Below are 18,890 nucleotides of genomic sequence, written 5' to 3'. Positions count from 1 at the left end.
CATAATTCAAGATTATTCAACATTTCAAGCCTAGGCTTATCAAAAAAAGTAAAAAACCTGCCAGAATTTTTGACAGGTTTCGAATTAAGAATTGTTTATATGCAATATTTATAGATAGCTTAAATTGGTTTTAGGCGTCAGCTGGAGCAATGTTTCGTACATCAGGCGAATGGTGTTTTCTATATCTTCCTTGTGGATCATTTCTACCGTGGTATGCATATACCGCAAAGGCATAGAAATCAGGACAGAAGGGCATCCGTCATTGGCATAAGCAAAAGAATCGGTATCTGTTCCTGTACTTCGGCTTAATGCTCTCCATTGCACCGGTATTTGATGGTCTTCAGCCACTTTTTCTACAAAGGCCAGCAGCTTGTTATGAATTGCGGGTCCATAGGCTAAAGAAGGGCCTTTGCTGCAAGCTACATCACCTTCGATCTTCTTATTGATCATAAAATGGCCGGTATCGTGCGTTACATCGGTAATAATCGCTACATCGGGTTTTATACGGCGGGCGATCATTTCGGCGCCACGAAGTCCTATTTCTTCCTGAACAGCATTTACTATATACAGGCTGTACGGTAATTTCTTTTTACGTTCTTTCAATAAACGTGCTACTTCTGCAATCATAAAACCACCTATCCTGTTGTCAAAGGCACGACCTACATAAAAGTCATTTGCCAGCTCATCAAAACCGTCCTGGTAAGTGACTACGGCTCCAATATGTATACCTAATGCCTCCACTTCCTTTTTACTCCTTACACCACAGTCAACACAAATATTCTCTACCTTAGGTTGGGTTTCATTCTCCTTTCCAATACGTGTGTGTATAGCAGGCCATCCAAATACACCCTTTACCACTCCTTTTTTACCATGCACATTTACCCGCAGGCCGGGTGCTATCTGGTGGTCTACGCCTCCGTTCCTTTTGAGGAAAATGAGACCATTATCCGTGATATAATTCACGAACCAGCTGATCTCATCTGCATGAGCCTCGATCACTACTTTAAACGGCTGTCCCGGATTAATAACTCCCACAGCTGTACCATAAGGATCTACAAACTGCTCATCGATATAAGGAGCCAGGTATTTAAGCCAAAGCTTCTGCCCCCAGGTTTCAAAACCTACCGGAGATGCGTTATTAATATAATTCTTTAAAAACTCAAACGATGCCGAAGTGATTACAGGTGCTTTTTTTGTCTCTTTCTTGTTATTGCTCTTTTCTTTTGCCATAGTAAAACAGTATTAGCTTCAAACGTACATAACAATTTTCAATTTTACAGACTGCTGTATCAATTTTACATGTTTCATTCCCGGCAGCAGCATTTTTAACAAAAATGCAATTGGGCTGCGCATCCTTTTTACGAAGCAGATCGTCACATACATATATAAACGTACACAAATGAAGCGATTTATATTTACTATCATGCTCTTTGCTACCTTCCTCCTGGCTGAAATGGAGGCTAATGCCCAACGCGGGCATATTTACAGGGGGCGCCCCGTATATCGATCCCGGCCAATGGTTTCGATAGGTATTGGCGGTATGTGGGGTGGGTTGTATGGTCCCAGAGTGTGGGGTTATGGCTGGGGGCCTGGAGTTGGAGTGAATGTTGGCGTTGTAGTACCGCCCCCTGGTGCAATGGTAAGAAGTATGCCGCCGGGAGCCGTAAAGCTGGAGATTAATGGCATTACCTATTATCGAAAGGGCGATGCTTATTTTCGTGAAAGGCAGGACGGCGGTTTCGAAATAGTAGATATGCCTTTAGGAGCTGAAGTAAGCCGGCTACCATTAGGAGCAAAATTGCAGAAGATTGATGGTAAATATTATTATGAAAAAAATGGCACTTACTATTATAAAGATAGGGATGCAGATGGCAGGCCCACGTATATAATAGTCGGAAAGAACGGGGAGTTAAATACGGGGGAAAACGACTATAACTCATCTGATGAAAGTTATAATGCTGCCGATGATGGGCCTGTTACTGTAAATTAAGGCACTCATAATCCATCTGTTACCGGCAAAAATGAGGCTTATACTGTAAAACCACAAGTGGGAGACCGGTTGGATCAACTGCCACGCGATAGCAAACAGGTAGTTGTGAACGGCAAAAAATTGTTCCTTTCTCCCAATAATGTCTATTATAAAGAAGTAACCGAGTATGATAGAACCGTATATGAGGTCGTTGATGTAAAGTAAATTGTTGATTGTTTTTTTGTTTAAAGCTTAGGCCGCCCCTTTCCGGGCGGCTTCTTTATTTCAGTATGTTACCCCTATTAAAATAAACGTACTGCTTACCTCAAATTCATTCTTATACTAAGCAAAACCTGGGAAGGGCGCAAGCTAAATTGTGTGATATTGGTTTGAATATTATTAATAACAACCTGCTCATATGCTCTTGTATTTAAAACATTCATCCACTTTATCTCAAGGTCAACTTTCCGCTTGCCCAATGTATGCCTGTAAGATGCATCTACAAATTCATTAGTAAACTTTTGCCCCCCGATAGTATATTGGTTCCAATCTCCGGAAAAATTAACAGAACCATTTTTAAAAATATAAAAAGCCAAGCGGCCGGACTGGATTACTGAAGCGGAAGAATAGTTGCTGCCACGGTCTGTTCTTTTGGAATGGCCGTAAACAAAACTGTAGTTGCCTATCAGCCAGGTTAAATAACTGTTCTCCATTTTAAAGCTGGCAGTTTGACTGAGGTTTACTGAAGTAAACAAATTATCGTTAAGCAGGTTCATCGTTTCAAACCGGGCATAGCTGTATCCAAGACCAATATTCATAAGCGCTGCTTTCATGTATTTGCCAAAGTTGAAAAATATATTACTGCTGTTTCCCGAATTATCCCTGAGGATGCCTGTAGTTACCTGCTGGCCGTTACTAGCGATCTGTGTTGATAACATCATATTGGAACTATTATGGCTGTAGCTATAACCGGCATTTGCATCTATATTAGATAATAGATTTTTATACGCCACTCTTCCTCCGGCATTCATTATAGCTGCTTCTTCTATTGGCGATTGATACGCATTAAAATTTAAAGCGCTAAACACATAACCAGGATATATAGTGGTTAAAGTGCTGAACCTGTTGCTTCTTGATGCATTTACAGCAAAAGTGAACTTTTTAACTAATACTTCTCCAAAGAAAGAAGGTTGAAACAGCCATCTGTTCAGGTCTCTTGCAAATGCATTTTCGCTATCCTGTACATTGATACTGTTATTAGATAAAGGAAGGTTTAGTGAAAAACGGAACACCTCTTTTTTCATGTTAATGGCAACAGCTGCCTGTGCGTTATAATTCTCTAATTGTAGGCTGTTCAGCCAGGGTGGCTGCATCTGTAGAATATTTCTACCAGGTTGCTCTAATTCAAGATCAGTATTTAATAACTCATTGGCATACCTGAACCGAATAGCTGGCGCTATCGTAAAGTCTTTTATTGTAAACACCATCCCAGCAGAGTTATTTGTATTAAAAGTACCTGATCGTTTTAGTTGCTTTATAGATAAAGACGACTGCATATCTGCATCAGACAACTCCAGTGCGTTTAAAGAATCAACCTTGTACCATTCAGGATCATTTATATAATTGATATAAGATTGCAGGCTTATTAAATACTTCGATTTTTTATCTATCGGAAGAATAGTGCTCAAGGAATTTTGTATGGAAAAGCCGTTGGAGTATGTTTTCTGATAGGCTGGACGCCTGTCTAGCCAGATAGTAGCATCCGCAGCATTTCTATCCATAGCAAAAATCAGATCATTTTTAAAGTAGTTATTTTTTGCATTTCGGTTCAATGATAAAGTGGCCTTTAATCTTCTGGCAATATCGTTCAGTTCGCTGCTCCTCGCATAATTTACTGTATGCAACGCATTGCCGGAAGCATCCAGATTGGTAATAGTAGTTTGCACAGTACCTGCCAAATCCAACTCATGGTAGATATATTGTATATTGGCTTTAGTTTCCCAATCGTTTTTCAGGCTTTGCAGAAAATTTCCTGAAACTGCATGCGATATGTTAAACCAGTAACGGCTTTGCGGTATGGAAGCAGGAGGGCTTACCGATGATACGTTCAGAAAATTACCCGTACTGTTTTCCTGAGAAAAACCAGTAAACCCTGAAAGGCCAATGAAATTACCCGTTTCAGCAAGAATATTTTCTCCTGTATTGTTTGATTTAAAGTTGAACAATGCCTGCCTTTTTTTAGCAAACAGTAAGGGGGTAAGCTTAACACTCCACAAAAAAGGAGAAAAGCCAAGTCCAAGTCCACCGGTTCCCGTCCAGGTTGTTTCCCTTTTTAGCTTAAGATTAATACCTGCGTTTTCGGAAGGCACTTTATCTTTCAGCATCTTTACAGGTTGGTTGTTCGCTACCACTTCGAGCTTGCTTATATCCTGGTAGGGAATTGAATTAGGAATGACCCCGTACCGGCCCTGCATCAGGTCTTTTCCTTCTACGGTAAACTGATTGATATCTTTTCCCTGGTACGTTATTTTGCCGCCTTCATCTATTTCGAGGCCAGGCATTTTTTTGATCACATCAGCCAGCGTACGGTCGTTTTTGTTGGCAAACTGCTCTACATCGTGCACAATGGTATCGCCCCTTTTATATATCATTGCTTCTTTTACAACTACTTCTTCCAGAATAGTCGCTTTTTCCCTGGCAATGAAGTAAAGCTCCTGCGTTTTATTGGCTATGACTTTCGTTTCGGCCTCATGATTCATCAGGTTGAGTTTTACCTGTACAGAATCTAACGGGGTTTGAAGTGTTAAATTAAACTGGCCATTCGAATCTGTCATTTTAAAGGCCAGTACTTTGTTAGTATTAACCGGCCCTATAATAATGCTGGCATTGGCCAACGGTTTTCCCGACTGGCTTTTCACATTGCCGCTGATAGTAACCTGTGCACATAGTATTCCTGTTATGCCTGTGCACAGCAGCAGGGCAACCCCTTTCATCATAAACAAAATCTTGTATTGTTATAAAAGCTCGAGCCGGTTATTGTTTTTCTTTTCGGCTTCCATACGTCTGCGCTGCATTTCTTCAGCAGATATTTCATTTCCGTTCTGATCACGAATAACCCTCATGGTAATTGTGCCTCCACCAGGACTTGACATGCCAGAAGCAATGGACCGTGCCTGCGCCTGAGCGTTTTCTTCCACTTTTTTAAACTCGCCTTTCTTTACTATTTCAGCAGCCGGTATCTTATCATTACCGTCAGTTATATTTTTTATTTCAGCCAGCTCAAACAAGCATTGCTCTTTGTCGTCCCACATTTTTACGATCAGGCCCGGCAACCCCGAAAATTTGTAAGGCCCATTATTAACAGGGATCTCAGTTGTAAATAAAGCGTTCCAGTTCCTGCCCCCATAGTTTGTTGTAGCCAGCTGACAGTTATATTGTCCGTATTTGGCCGAGCTATCGGTTACATTCCAACTTAGCGCCGAGAGGTCTTCTTCATAGCCATAAATGTTTCTCATGAATTTTTGCTGAACTTTTATTTTACCATCGTTGAACTTATAGATCTCATAGCCTGCCCCACTTCCCATATTACTCTTGTTTATGTTAATTGATTTTACATTCTGGATGCCGCCCTGTGCTTCTATTGCCCTGGAAAGGCTGTCAATGTAAGCATCGCCTTTCAACTTCGTAACGCTCACGAATTTGCTATGGGTATCAAAAATATCCAAAACGTACTGGTCTTTTGTTTTTGAGCTGGCATCGTTAGTGTCCTTCTGAAAAATGAAGTCATACACTATTCTTTGCGTCCTGACGCTTTGTGTGCGGGCATTCAGAAATAATATGGAAGTAAAGAAAAACAAGCTTATGTAACGAAACATCTTAATCATTAATAAATATTTTAATTACGAAATTATCGTAATAATATTAAAATATCAAAAACATTTTAATACTGACTAATACTTCCGAAGTCCTCCGAAAGCAAAAAGTGTGGCCGGAGCCACACTTTTAAGACTTATAAAAACAATTTCTATTCTACTCGAACGACATCAGAATTGACTGCTCTTTACTTTCCAGCACAGAACTTCCCATCAGGTATTCATCTACTTTACGGGCGCATTCACGGCCTTCGCTAATAGCCCATACTACAAGGCTTTGGCCGCGGCGCATATCACCAGCGGTAAATACTTTGGATACATTGGTCCGATAGTCAAACTCAGCCGCTTTTACGTTGCCCCTGTTATCCAGTTCCACGCCCAATTCTTCCAGCATTCCTGTATGTAACGGATGAACAAAGCCCATTGCCAGCAAAGCTAATTCGCAAGGTAATGCTCGTTCGCTACCAGCTACTTCGGTAAATTTGGCAGGTTGCCCCGGTGCAGGAGTGGTCCATTGGAGATCCACCACTTTCAGGGCTTTAAGGTTGCCGTTTTCATCGCCGATAAACGCTTTCGTAGCAATACTCCAATGCCTTTGTGCCCCTTCTTCGTGGCTTGTGGTTGTTTTTAATAACATAGGATAAGTAGGCCAGGGCATTACATCTGTTCTCTCTTTGGGAGGCATAGGCAAAAGCTCAAATTGTGTTACTGATGCTGCTCTGTGGCGATTACTGGTACCTACACAGTCGCTGCCGGTATCACCACCACCTATTACTACCACATTTTTACCGGTTGCCAGAAGCTCTTCAGACAGTATATTGCTTTCTATATCCCGATTCGCTAAAAAGTCTTTACCCGCAACACGTTTATTGTTCTGCTTTAAAAAGTCCATTGCAAAATGAACACCCTTTAGTTCCCTGCCTGGCACCGGCAAATCACGTGGTACCGTACTGCCGCCGGCCAAAACAATGGCATCATACTGGCGCATCAGGTCATTTACTTTTACATTTTTACCTACATTAGCATGACATTTGAAGGTAACACCTTCTTCCTGCATTAAATTGATACGGCGGTCAATAACCCATTTTTCCAGTTTAAAATCGGGAATACCATAGCGCAATAAACCACCCGGTTGTTCATCCCGTTCAAATACTGTAACCGTATGACCGGCATAGTTTAACTGTGCAGCAGCAGCAAGGCCCGAAGGGCCACTGCCAATAACCGCAACTTTTTTGCCGGTTCTTACGTTAGGGGCCTTTTTTGTTACAAAGCCTTTTTCAAATGCTATCTCTATAATATGCTTTTCAATTTCTTCGATCGCTACCGGTGGCTGATTGATTCCCAGCACACAGCTCATTTCGCAGGGTGCCGGGCAGATACGTCCGGTAAACTCGGGAAAGTTATTGGTGGAAGATAATATTTCGTATGCCTCCCGATACTCTTTTCTATAAACGGCATCATTGAACTCAGGTATTACATTTCCTAAAGGACATCCGCTATGACAAAAAGGGATGCCACAATCCATACACCGTGCTGCCTGGTGATTGAGCTTTTCTTCGGGGAATAGTTCTACGAATTCGCGGTAGTTTTGGAGCCTTTCTTCCACCGGCTTTTTCGATGGAAGTTCTCTTGTAAATTCTAAAAATCCTGTTGGTTTACCCATTTGTTATTTAGTTAATAGTGCATAGTCTATAGTTCATGGTATAGTACGAACCCTATGCGCCATGAACTATTTTCTATGATCTGTTTTACGCTATTTGTTTTTGCTCTACTTTAGCCTGCATGATTTTTTTGTATTCGCTTGGATATACTTTTACGAAGTTTTTGAGCTGATTATCGAAATCATCCAGAACGAATTTGGCTACTGTACTATTGGTATAGTGGTAATGCTTTTCTATTTGGTTTTGCAGGAAAACAGCGTCTTCTGCATCTACCGGGTCCAGCTCAACCATTTCCATATTACAGTTACCTGCAAACTTTTGAGCAGCATCATAAATATATGCAATACCGCCGCTCATACCTGCTGCAAAGTTGCGGCCGGTAGGCCCAAGGATAATGGCACGCCCACCGGTCATGTATTCACAACCATGATCGCCCACTCCTTCTACAACCGTTGTAGCACCGGAATTACGTACCGCAAATCTTTCCCCCGCCTTACCCCGGATATAAGCTTCACCGCTTGTGGCACCATAGAAAGCCACATTACCTATAAGGCTGTTTTCTTCGGGAGTAAAGCCAGCATTTTTGTCCGGATATATAATAAGTTTGGCCCCGCTTAAACCTTTTCCGAAATAATCATTTGCATCACCTTCCAGTTCGAGTGTAATTCCTTTATTACAAAAAGCTCCAAAGCTTTGCCCGGCAGTACCTTTTAACTGAATGTGGATAGTATCTTCAGGTAGACCTGCATCCCGGTATTTTTTGGTAAGCTCGTGAGATAATACGGTACCAGCGGCACGATCCGTATTTACAATATCAAATGAAGCTTTTACCGGTGTACCATTTTCCAGGGCAGGTTTAGCAGCATCAATAAATTTCCAATCGATAATCGTATCCAGTCCGTGATCTTGTTCTTCGTAATTGTAGATGCCAACATTTTCTTCAGCCGGCTCTTTATAAAGAATAGGTGAAAGATCTAAGCCTTTATATTTCCAATGATCAATACCCTCTCTTATTTTTAATTCATCAACCTGACCTACCATTTCATTAACGGTTCTGAAGCCCAGTTCGGCCATCAGTTCCCGCATTTCCTGTGTGATAAATTTGAAGAAATGCACAACGGCATCCGCAGTACCTGAAAAACGTTTTCTCAGGTCAGGATCCTGTGTAGCTACGCCTACAGGACAGGTGTTCAGATGGCATTTACGCATCATGATACAGCCTTCTACCACAAGCGCCGCAGTAGCAATACCCCATTCTTCAGCACCCAATAAAGTAGCTATAACAATATCCCGGCCTGAACGCATCTGCCCATCGGTTTGTAAAACCACACGGCTGCGAAGTTTATTTTTAACGAGGGTTTGCTGCGCTTCTGCTACTCCCAGTTCCCAGGGTAATCCTGCATGGCGTATAGAACTTAGCGGCGATGCTCCGGTACCACCGTCATGTCCGGCGATCAACACTACATCGGCTTTTGCTTTTGTTACACCTGCCGCAATAGTACCTACCCCTGCCTTACTCACCAGCTTTACATTGATCCGTGCATGGCGATTGGCATGTTTAAGATCGAATATCAATTGAGCCAGATCTTCAATAGAATAAATATCGTGGTGCGGAGGTGGAGAAATAAGTCCTACACCCGGAGTGGAGTGCCTGGTACGGCCAATCCAGTCATCTACTTTATGACCGGGAAGCTGCCCCCCCTCTCCGGGCTTCGCACCCTGCGCCATCTTTATTTGTAGCTCATCGGCTTCAGTCAAATACAAACTCGTAACTCCAAAACGGCCGCTGGCTACCTGCTTGATCGCGCTGCGCATGCTATCGCCGTTTTGCAGCCGTGTATAGCGGGCTTCATCTTCACCACCTTCACCGGTATTGCTTTTACCACCCAGACGGTTCATTGCAATAGCCAGTGTAGTATGCGCTTCCCAGCTAATGGAGCCAAAGCTCATAGCGCCGGTTGCAAATCTTTTATAAATATTTTCTGCCGGTTCTACTTCATCAACAGATATAGAAGGACGGGAGCGTTTAAAATCGAACAGGCTGCGGATAGTGATGGCTTTTTTGCCCTGCTCGTCAATAAGTTTCGTATATTTTTTAAATGTATTGTAATCTCCCATCCTTGTTGAATACTGCAACAAATGAATGGTTTGCGGATTAAACATGTGGGCCTCTCCTTTGCGTTTCCATTGATAAAATCCCCCGGTGGGCAGCAAGTCAATAGGTAATTGTTTAGGAGTAAAGCTGAAATGATGCTTCGCCAGCGCTTCGCGGGCTATTTCATCGAGGCCCATGCCTTCAATACGGGAAGTAGCATTGGTAAAGTAGTTATTCACCACCTCTTTATTGATCCCGATGATCTCGAAAATCTGGGCGCCCTGGTAAGATTGAAGTGTAGAGATACCCATTTTGGAAAATACTTTCAGCAATCCATCGCTTATTGCTTTAATATAATTTTTATGAAGCTCCTCTACAGATTTGCTGGTATTTATTTTACCTGTTTCTTTTAATAGTTTAATAGTAGAGAAAGCCAGGTAAGGATTAATAGCAGTGGCACCAAAGCCTAACAAGCATGCAAAATGGTGCACTTCCCAAACATCGCCGGCTTCTACAACAATGCCTACTTTACCACGTAAACCTTTCCTTGTTAAATGGTGGTGAATAGCTGATACGGCCAGTAAAGACGGAATAGCTGCGTGGTTGCCATCAATGGCCCTGTCCTGCAGTACCAATACCTCAAAGCCGTCATTAACGGCATCTTCAGCATACCGGCAGAGCCTGTCTAATGCGCGTCGCATAGAGCCAGGTTTTCCGTCAGCCACAAAATAACATTGTATGGTTTTAGCCTGGAAGCTGCCGGTATCAATGCTTCTCAATTTCTCTAACTCGTAATTAGTAAGCACCGGCTGCTTTAACGCAACAACATGGCAGTCTTTTTCGTCTTCTATTAATAAGCTTCCGTTATTACCTACAAAAGTTGCCAGCGACATTACCATTCTTTCCCGTATAGGATCGATAGGCGGATTGGTTACCTGGGCAAATAGCTGTTTGAAATAATAGCTTAAATGCTGCGGCTGATCGCTTAAAATAGCAAGCGGTGTATCTACACCCATAGATCCGATGGGCTCTTTACCATCGGTAGCCATAGGCATAATAATATTTTCAACATCTTCCGAGGTGAAGCCGAAAGCTTTCTGGTATTTGAATATCTGGTCTGCGCCCAGGTCGCTGAACATGACACGAGGTTCCGGAAGTTCATTTAAACGGATCTTGTATTGATTCAACCAGTCGCCGTACGGTTTTTTTGAACAGATGTCCTGTTTCAGCTCTTCATCGCTAATAATACGGCCCTGCTCCATATCTACCAGGAACATCTTACCCGGCTGTAACCTGCCTTTTTCCTTAATGATACTTTGGTCAATAGGCAAAGCGCCGGTTTCAGATCCCATAATCACACGGCCATCTGTAGTAACGCAATAACGTGAAGGACGGAGGCCATTCCTGTCTAAGGTGGCGCCGATTATCTTTCCATCTGTAAATGAAATAGAAGCGGGGCCATCCCAGGGTTCCATTAAACATGCGTGGAACTCATAGAATGCTTTTTTAACCGGATCCATTTCTTCATTACCATCCCATGCCTCAGGAATCAGCATCATCATTACGTGTGGCAGGGGGCGGCCTGTTAAAGCCAGCAACTCTACCATATTATCCAGGCAGGCCGAGTCGCTCTGGTCATTGCTTACAATAGGCACCAGCATGTCCATTTCCTCGTCTGTAAATAACGGTGATTCGAAGCTGGATTCTGCCGAACGCAACCAGTTCAGGTTTCCCTGTAAAGTATTGATCTCGCCATTATGCGCTATAAAACGGAAGGGCTGAGCCAGCCTCCACGACGGGAAGGTGTTGGTAGCAAACCTTGAGTGTACCAATCCGAATGCGCTTACAGCACGTTTATCAGAAAGGTCTTTATAATATTCGCGCACCTGGTGGCTGGTAAGCTGGCCTTTATATATTAAGGTACGACAGGATAACGAGGAAATATAAAATCCCACCGGATCTTTTTTTACAGCATTACCTGTTATATGTGTGGCATATTTACGCAGAACGAAAAGTTTTCTTTCAAATTCGATCGCCGTTTCTACGCCGGCAGGGCGTTCAACAAAAACCTGTTCAATGGCGGGTTCCACGCTCAGAGCACTGGGGCCGATCCCGGAATTTATAACAGGCACTTTGCGCCAGTGGATAACGCGCATGCCCATTTTTTCTGCCGCACGGTTAAAGATGTCGCGACATTCTTCCCGAACCCTTGGCTCTTTAGGAAAGAAGACCATGCCCACCGCGTATTTTTCTATTGCCGGAAGCGTGATGCCCAGGTGCAACAATTCATCATAAAAAAGCTCATGGGGAATCTGGATCATAATTCCCGCGCCATCGCCAGTATTCGCCTCGCATCCACAGGCCCCCCGGTGCTCCATGTTCTCGAGAATGGTGAGCGCATCTGAAATAGTCTGATGATTTTTGTTTCCCTTAATATTGGCAACAAAACCAATTCCGCACGCATCACGCTCAAAAGATGGGTCATAAAGACCTTTGTTTTCTGTCATAGTTCCTTATAAAAGTTTTACACAAAAATTTTGGCTTTTCAATACGGAGAAGGCAATCGAGAGTTGTGTAAAATAATTCAAAAACTTGAATATTTGGCAAAATATTCACCCGCAATATGAAATATTTTAATATTTCTAAAATATTTCCAATTTATTTGAAAAATATCTTTCTATATAAGATATGCAGCAGGCTAGTTTTTTCTACCGGAAGAACGAACAGGCTAAATACACAGGCACATTTTATTGCGGATATCCGGTAATATTTACGGTATTCATTATTTCTCATCTCAGGTTTGAATGAAAAACAGCAAACTTATCTACCTATGACTTAATAATTCTTTTACGACCTTAAACAAGATAACTAAATAATGAATCGTCTTTGTTCAATTCTTTATATTGTATGCCTGAGCTTTCCATACGTTCCAGAAGTCCGTTATAGTCGTTTTTATTTTTCAACTCAATACCAATTAATGCCGGTCCGCTTTCTTTATTCGTTTTCTGCATATACTCAAAACGGGTGATATCATCATCGGTACTTAATATATTGTTTACAAACTGCTTTAAAGCTCCTGGCCGTTGTGCAAAATTGATCAGGAAATAATGCTTCAGCTTCTCATATTGCAGGCTGCGTTCTTTTATCTCCTGCATCCGATCAATATCGTTATTGCTGCCGCTTACTATACAAACCACATTTTTGCCTTTAATAGTATCTCCCAGAAAACTTAATGCCGCAATAGAGAGCGCCCCCGCAGGTTCTACCACTATAGCGTCTTTGTTATAAAGCTCCAGTATGGTGGTACATATTTTCCCTTCGGGAACCAATACCACTTTGTCCAAAATATCTTTGCAGATATCGAAGGTAATATTCCCTACGCGTTTTACTGCCGCGCCATCTACAAAACGGTCAATACTTCTTAGCTCAACAGGATGTCCTGCTTTCAGTGCTTCGGTCATAGAAGGTGCTCCTTCGGGTTCTGCCCCAATAATCTTCGTAGCGGCGCTAACAACTTTTATAAAGCTTCCAACACCAGCGCACAATCCACCACCGCCAATGGGCATAATTATATAGTCAATAGTTTCCAGTTGCCTGAAAATTTCGTAGCCAACGGTAGCCTGGCCCTCTATTACCTTTATATCATCAAAAGCATGCACGAAGGTCATACCATTTTCTGCAGTGAACTTTATCGCTTCATTGGCGCAGTCATCATAAGTATCGCCGGTGAGTATAATCTCTATATTCTCTCCGCCAAACATTTCTGTTTGGATTATTTTTTGCTTGGGAGTAATAGAAGGCATAAATATGGTACCTTTTATATTCAGCATTTTGCAGCTGAAAGCAAAGCCCTGCGCATGATTACCGGCGCTGGCACATACCACACCACTGTCCAGCTTCTCTTTTGGTAACGAGCTCATCATATTATAAGCGCCACGTAATTTATAAGAGCGAACCACCTGAAGGTCTTCTCTTTTTAAATAAATACTGGCTCCAAACTGGCGGCTTAAAGTAGCATTTAACTGTAAAGGCGTTTCTGTAACGATGGGCAGTAAACGTTGTGCTGCTGACTGAACACTTTCTTCTATTAAAAGTTGGTTGAATGACATAATTTATTCCTTATTTAATAAGGGCCGCAAAAATACGAACATAGAAGTTGTTTAAACTTTTGAAAAATTTAAAGAATATGCCTGATACAACTACAAAAACACCCGCGGCACGGCAAAAAGCACAATGTAGTATTTATAATGAATTGATAAGCAATCGTCATTTCGCAGCGACAGCGAAGAAATCTCAACATAAGACTACTCGTTGAGAGATCTCCCTTACGGTCGATGCGATGACAGTTATCTATGTCATTGCCCATTGATTTGGCGCCGCAAATCCTAGAGTCGTTAAGTCGTTGTGTTTTACAAGAAAAAAGAACGTTTTCATAAAAGTTTAAACAAGTTCATATAAGTATGATTAAGAGAGATTACCGAAGCATCCATATTTTTTCAAACGGCTTTGACGGGAAACCAAAAGTATATATCTTTGATTTTTATTGAAATAGATCTCACAGTCTCTTAACTGTAATAAACCGCAACGCTCTATGCCTGAAACTTTAAAGTATCACAGATGCTGCATTTGTTATGACATAAATGCCCTTTTGGCCAAAGCTTAATTCCTAACGCTTCTTCCACTTCTCTGTAAACTACTGCTCTGATAATAATTCCGGCACACACATAGCTGTAGCCGTTTAGCATACTGCAGAAATATTTATAAAATGAAAAATCAACTACTGAAATGCAAACAGCATATGGCTGTTATCAAACCGGCTTTATTAGCCACCATCTTATTTACTGCTTTGCCGGGAAACAGGGCCGAAGCGCAATGCACCACTCCTCCCGATCAGAATTTTGGGACTCATGTTGATGATAGCTATGCCCCTTCACTAACGTATGAATGCGTGACGTATACGGGAGGCAGTAATGTAGGTGTAGCAATTGGAGGGAGTACAATTATAGCTGTAGAAAGCCCGGCTTTCTCTGGAAGCGCAGTATTAATTAATAGTAATGATGCTTCGCCGGGAACTTATGCGGAAATTGGAACCGCAAACGGTTATGAATTTAAGCTGGTTTCAATGACGGCTGAGTTTTTTGGACATAGTGCTGGAGAAATGTCAGAAGTTTACAATATTGTAGGATACAGAGATAATGTGGAAGTGGTACGGGCCAACGGGCTAAATGTAACCACTTCAGGAACAGCCGGCAACAATGGGAACACGGTTACCTGGAGCCGGTTAAATTACAATGTAGATGGCAGTAATTCCGGTAACTTATCTTTTGGAGCGAACTGGAATAATATAGATAAAGTAAGATTTGTGGTGGCTGATGCAGCACCTAATACCTTTCTGTTCCTGGCTTCGGATAATATTGATTTCGGGCCGGCCGAAGTGCTGCCCGTACATTTTGGACCGCTTCACGCGGCTGTAACTGATGATAATCTTAATATAGAATGGAGCACGCTGTCTGAAACGAACAACGCCTACTTTGAGGTGCAGGTTTCTGATGATGGCAAAAAGTTTACTACATTGTCAAAAATAATGTCAAAAGCATTTAATGGAACTTCTTCTTCTCCAATCCAATACAGCCTGTCAGTAAACATAGCTGAAAAGGCAGCAGTTTTAGGCTTTACAGGATTATCATTGCTATTTTTAATATTGCCAGCCAGAAGAAAAAGAACAGCCGCTCTTATAGCAGTTTGCTTTCTTACGGCGGTGCTGTACAGTTGTTACAAAAATGACACGAATCCTATAGATCTTTCGGGGAATAAAATTTATCTGCGCATTGCCCAGGTTGATACAGATGGCACAAAATCTTACAGCAAGATAATCATTGTAAATGCACGCAACCATTAACAAATTGTATAACTGATATCAAAAGCATTGTTTCTGCACTTTAGAAACAATGCTTTTTACTTTTAACAGGGAAAATACCGGATCTTATTAGTTATTATTCTTTTCATAAACTTTATAGAAATGAGTTTGCTGCCCAAACATTCTGCCCCGCCACTTAATATTTTCACCCTAATGACCAATCTGGCCCGGCAGGAAAATGCTTATAACCTGTCGCAGGGGCTGCCTGATTATCCTATAGCGCCTGAGTTGAACGGGCTCTTACGGGAAGCTGTTACAGAAGGCTATAACCAGTACGCGCCTATGCAGGGGATAGTGGAGTTGCGTGAAAATATTGCAGTGGAGCTGAACGAGCGGTATGGCACTGATTATTGCTCACCCGAGGTAATAACTATTATACCAGGAGCTACATATGGTATTTATACCGCGCTTACTACTATTATTGAAAAAGGAGATGAAGTCATTTATTTAGAACCCGCTTTTGACTGTTATCTCCCTGCTATAGAAATAAACGGAGGCATACCGGTAAAAGTTACTTTAGCCGCCGCAAATAATTTTGCCATAGACTGGCAAAAAATAGAAAGCGCCATCAGCTCTAAAACAAAAGCTATATTGATTAATACGCCGCATAATCCCACGGGCTATGTATGGACGCAGGATGACTGGAACCAATTAGCTGCCATTATTGACGGGAGGGATATTTATGTAGTTTCTGACGAAGTGTATGACAGTATTGTTTATGCAGGAAGCAGCCATGTGCCAGGCTTTCTGCAAACGTTATTAAACAATAAGGTAATCTCCATATATTCTTTTGGCAAAACATTTCATATTACGGGATGGAAGATTGGTTATTGCGTGGCACCAAAAGAAATAACAGAGGCATTTAAGTCAATACATCAGTACCTGACTTTCAGCGTAAACAGCCCGGCGCAATATGCGTTAGCGAAGTATCTCGAAATAGATGGAAGAGATGCAGCAGCATGCTTGCTGCAACAAAAAAGAGACCTGTTAATTGACGGGCTGAAAGCCTCCCGGTTTAAAAAACTAAGCACCAGTGAAGGCACCTACTTTCAGCTATATGATTACAGCAATATAAGCAGTTTAAACGATGTGGAATTTGCCCGGTGGCTTACCACAGAGCATAAAGTAGCTACCATACCTTTAAGTGCCTTTTATAAAACACCCCAAAACGATAAGATAATAAGATTGTGCTTTGCAAAGAAGGACGAGGTACTGATTGAAGCGGCAAAATCCCTGAGCAATGTTTGATCTTTATCTGTATGGATCTTAAGATAGAGATGCCATAAAAAAATATAATGCGCAATTGTTGCCAACAGTGATAACTTTGCGTTATAGTTAATAGTGTGCTTCCTGTACAACGTTTATAGAACAAATTATAATGAAATGATCTTGTAAAATAAATTGATGATTATGAGAAAATTTTATTTTGTACTGATACTGATTGCCGGGTTTCTTGCCTGCTCTAAAAAGAACAATGTTGATAATAATATCCCCAGGGATATACCGGCCTGGTTACAAGCCAGGATTGAAAAAATGGTAAAAGAAGAGAACAAAAAATTATTTACAGTAACCGGGTACAAGATTGACGGAGTGGGATATTTTAATATATCAATGGCGCATCAGTCATGTATGCTTTGTGATATATATGATGAAAAGGGAAATTCAGCTAGCATCGTTATTGAAAAAAATACCCAAATCGAGAAAGTCAGAACCATCTGGCCGGTGATTCAGGAGTGATTGGTTATACCCTCCTGCCCGGGAACTACTTTCCCTTCCGATAATACTAATTTATGTGTGATGCATTTGGGCAACTGTGTTTCAAAGTGCCCTACGTAAATAATCGTAACACCGTTTTTACTTATTTCATTAACAAGGTCATTGAAGTATTGGGTTTGCTGCTGGTCTAATCCCTGGCAGGGCTCATCCAGCACTAATAGCTGCGGATTTTTGATAATGGTACGGCCCAGTAGTGCTAAACGCTGCTTACCCAAAGGTTGTGCTGCCAGCAGCTCATCCCTTACCCCGTACAGGTTAAAAAAATGCAGCAGCTCATCTAACTGTTGCTTTTGTGCATAGCGTAATCGCTGGTACTGCCCGTTGGCATCAAAAAAGCCGGAGGCAAGACTTTGGGAAACAGTGGCATTGGCATCAAAATACCAATGCAGCTCCGGTGATATTAAGCCGATGCGTTTTTTAATATCCCAGATGCTTTCCCCACCACCGCGCCTTACACCAAACAACCTGATATCATTGGCATAGGCCTGAGGATGGTCGGCGGTAATCAGGCTGAGCAAGGTAGATTTACCCGAGCCGTTATGCCCCTGCAGCAGCCACCTTTCACCGGCATTCACCTGCCAGTCTACACCTGTTAATACATACTTCCCGTCATAACGCACATGAACGTTTTTCATGTACACAAGTTCCTGCGATGTATATTCAGGTGATTTTGTAAGAAAAGATGGAAGCGATGAAAAAATATCATTTCCCGTATCTCTTGCATTTCCCTCAAATGAGGAAACGGGAAGCACATTTACATCGTAAGCGCTATTTACAATTTTTCCAGTCTTTATTTCTATAAAATGATGGATACATCCTGGTAGCTCAGCATCATTGCTGATAATAATAAGCGTTCCTCCTTTGGCAGTATATTCATCCAGTAATTGATTAAGATGGGCGCGTGAGCTTTTGTCCAATCCCGTATAAGGCTGGTCGATGATAAGCAGCTGCGGACTCAGCCACAACGCCTTAATCAATTGTAATTTCTTATGCTCACCGCTGGAAATTTCAAAGAGCTGCTCATCCAGAACTTTGTTGTATTGAAATGTTGCGAGCAGTTTATTGAGTGCATCAGGCCTCACCTCTAACCCTGAGAGTGAAGCATGAGTGCCGAACAGCTTATTTTCTTTTCCGTATAACTCCAGCTCGCGGCCTACGGTTACTGTATCCCTTTTTTGCTGATGATTGTAGCGCTGCTGGTAATAAAAATTCCTGTCACCTTCAAGATTGGTAAAGCAGTACCGGTTTTCTACCAAAAGTGTGCTGGCCGGTAACGGGCTTTGTTTGTTAAAATTTATTTCAATGTTGCCCGAATACTTTAACAGGCCCGCAACAGCCCTGGCTAAAGTAGTTTTACCACTTCCGCTTTCGCCGCGTATCAGCCAGCCTTCGTTCGTATTTACTGTCAGCGATAAATTATCTATAACGGTCTTGGGGCCGTAATGAACAGAAAGATGTTGTATGTTGAGGATTTGCATATTGTTAAAATAACAAGGGAACTTTATGAAGCCTTAAAAAATTGCGCGCCTTTGGCGCGCAATTTTTTTGTTTATATAGCATTTAATTCATCAACACAAGCCGCAATGCAAGGAAGATGACT

General features: G+C 41.9%; 11 protein-coding genes and 1 pseudogene. 5 read left to right on the top strand and 7 right to left on the bottom strand.

Translation table 11 applies throughout. The features are described 5' to 3' along the window. Positions 1–108: 108 nt before the first annotated feature. Positions 109–1,230 carry a M42 family metallopeptidase gene (locus ACYVBM_RS17635; RefSeq protein WP_460687018.1) on the bottom strand — a complete coding sequence of 374 codons (1,122 nt, stop codon included), beginning with the start codon at positions 1,228–1,230 and terminating at the stop codon, positions 109–111. A 169-nt stretch (positions 1,231–1,399) separates the two neighbouring features. On the opposite strand from ACYVBM_RS17635, the gene ACYVBM_RS17630 reads away from it, so the two are divergent. Together ACYVBM_RS17630 and ACYVBM_RS17625 are read left to right on the top strand one after the other, a co-directional pair. Further along, positions 1,400–1,990, top strand: coding sequence for a DUF6515 family protein (locus ACYVBM_RS17630; protein WP_460687017.1), 591 nt, complete (start codon positions 1,400–1,402; stop codon positions 1,988–1,990). A 45-nt stretch (positions 1,991–2,035) separates the two neighbouring features. After that, positions 2,036–2,194: pseudogene (locus ACYVBM_RS17625) on the top strand (DUF6515 family protein); the annotation flags it as partial. 95 nt (positions 2,195–2,289) lie between these two features. On the opposite strand, the gene ACYVBM_RS17620 reads toward ACYVBM_RS17625, so the two are convergent. The 5 genes from ACYVBM_RS17620 to ilvA all read right to left on the bottom strand — a co-directional run bounded on the left by ACYVBM_RS17620 (position 2,290) and on the right by ilvA (position 13,706). Further along, positions 2,290–4,965 (bottom strand): peptidase associated/transthyretin-like domain-containing protein, encoded by a 2,676-nt coding sequence (locus ACYVBM_RS17620; protein WP_460687016.1) that lies wholly within the window; start codon positions 4,963–4,965, stop codon positions 2,290–2,292. 18 nt (positions 4,966–4,983) lie between these two features. Continuing rightward, positions 4,984–5,853, bottom strand: a complete 870-nt coding sequence (locus ACYVBM_RS17615) for a GLPGLI family protein (RefSeq protein ID WP_460687015.1) — start codon at positions 5,851–5,853, stop codon at positions 4,984–4,986. Between the two features lie 145 nt (positions 5,854–5,998). Beyond that, positions 5,999–7,504 (bottom strand): glutamate synthase subunit beta, encoded by a 1,506-nt coding sequence (locus ACYVBM_RS17610; RefSeq protein ID WP_460687014.1) that lies wholly within the window; start codon positions 7,502–7,504, stop codon positions 5,999–6,001. 85 nt (positions 7,505–7,589) lie between these two features. After that, positions 7,590–12,104, bottom strand: a complete 4,515-nt coding sequence (gltB, locus tag ACYVBM_RS17605; protein WP_460687013.1) for a glutamate synthase large subunit — start codon at positions 12,102–12,104, stop codon at positions 7,590–7,592. Between the two features lie 348 nt (positions 12,105–12,452). Then, complete coding sequence (gene ilvA, locus ACYVBM_RS17600; protein ID WP_460687012.1) at positions 12,453–13,706, bottom strand: threonine ammonia-lyase IlvA; 1,254 nt, start codon at positions 13,704–13,706, stop codon at positions 12,453–12,455. A gap of 656 nt (positions 13,707–14,362) precedes the next feature. On the opposite strand from ilvA, the gene ACYVBM_RS17595 reads away from it, so the two are divergent. From ACYVBM_RS17595 to ACYVBM_RS17585, 3 genes are all read left to right on the top strand, one after another. Next, entirely contained in the window at positions 14,363–15,496 is a 1,134-nt protein-coding gene (locus tag ACYVBM_RS17595) for a hypothetical protein (protein WP_460687011.1), read from the top strand. A gap of 120 nt (positions 15,497–15,616) precedes the next feature. Continuing rightward, positions 15,617–16,762, top strand: a complete 1,146-nt coding sequence (locus ACYVBM_RS17590) for a methionine aminotransferase (protein WP_460687010.1) — start codon at positions 15,617–15,619, stop codon at positions 16,760–16,762. A gap of 162 nt (positions 16,763–16,924) precedes the next feature. After that, the gene (locus tag ACYVBM_RS17585) at positions 16,925–17,251 is read left to right on the top strand and encodes a hypothetical protein (RefSeq protein WP_460687009.1); all 327 of its coding nucleotides are present in this window, start codon (positions 16,925–16,927) and stop codon (positions 17,249–17,251) included. On the opposite strand, the gene ACYVBM_RS17580 is transcribed toward ACYVBM_RS17585, so the two are convergent. After that, the gene (locus ACYVBM_RS17580; protein WP_460687008.1) at positions 17,242–18,768 is read right to left on the bottom strand and encodes an ATP-binding cassette domain-containing protein; all 1,527 of its coding nucleotides are present in this window, start codon (positions 18,766–18,768) and stop codon (positions 17,242–17,244) included. The genes ACYVBM_RS17585 and ACYVBM_RS17580 overlap by 10 nt on opposite strands. Between the last annotated feature and the right edge of the window lie 122 nt (positions 18,769–18,890).

The sequence above is a fragment of the Niabella aquatica genome (assembly GCF_054779315.1).
The sequence above is the reverse complement of the archived record's forward strand: the minus strand, read 5'-3'. Positions and strand labels throughout refer to the sequence as shown.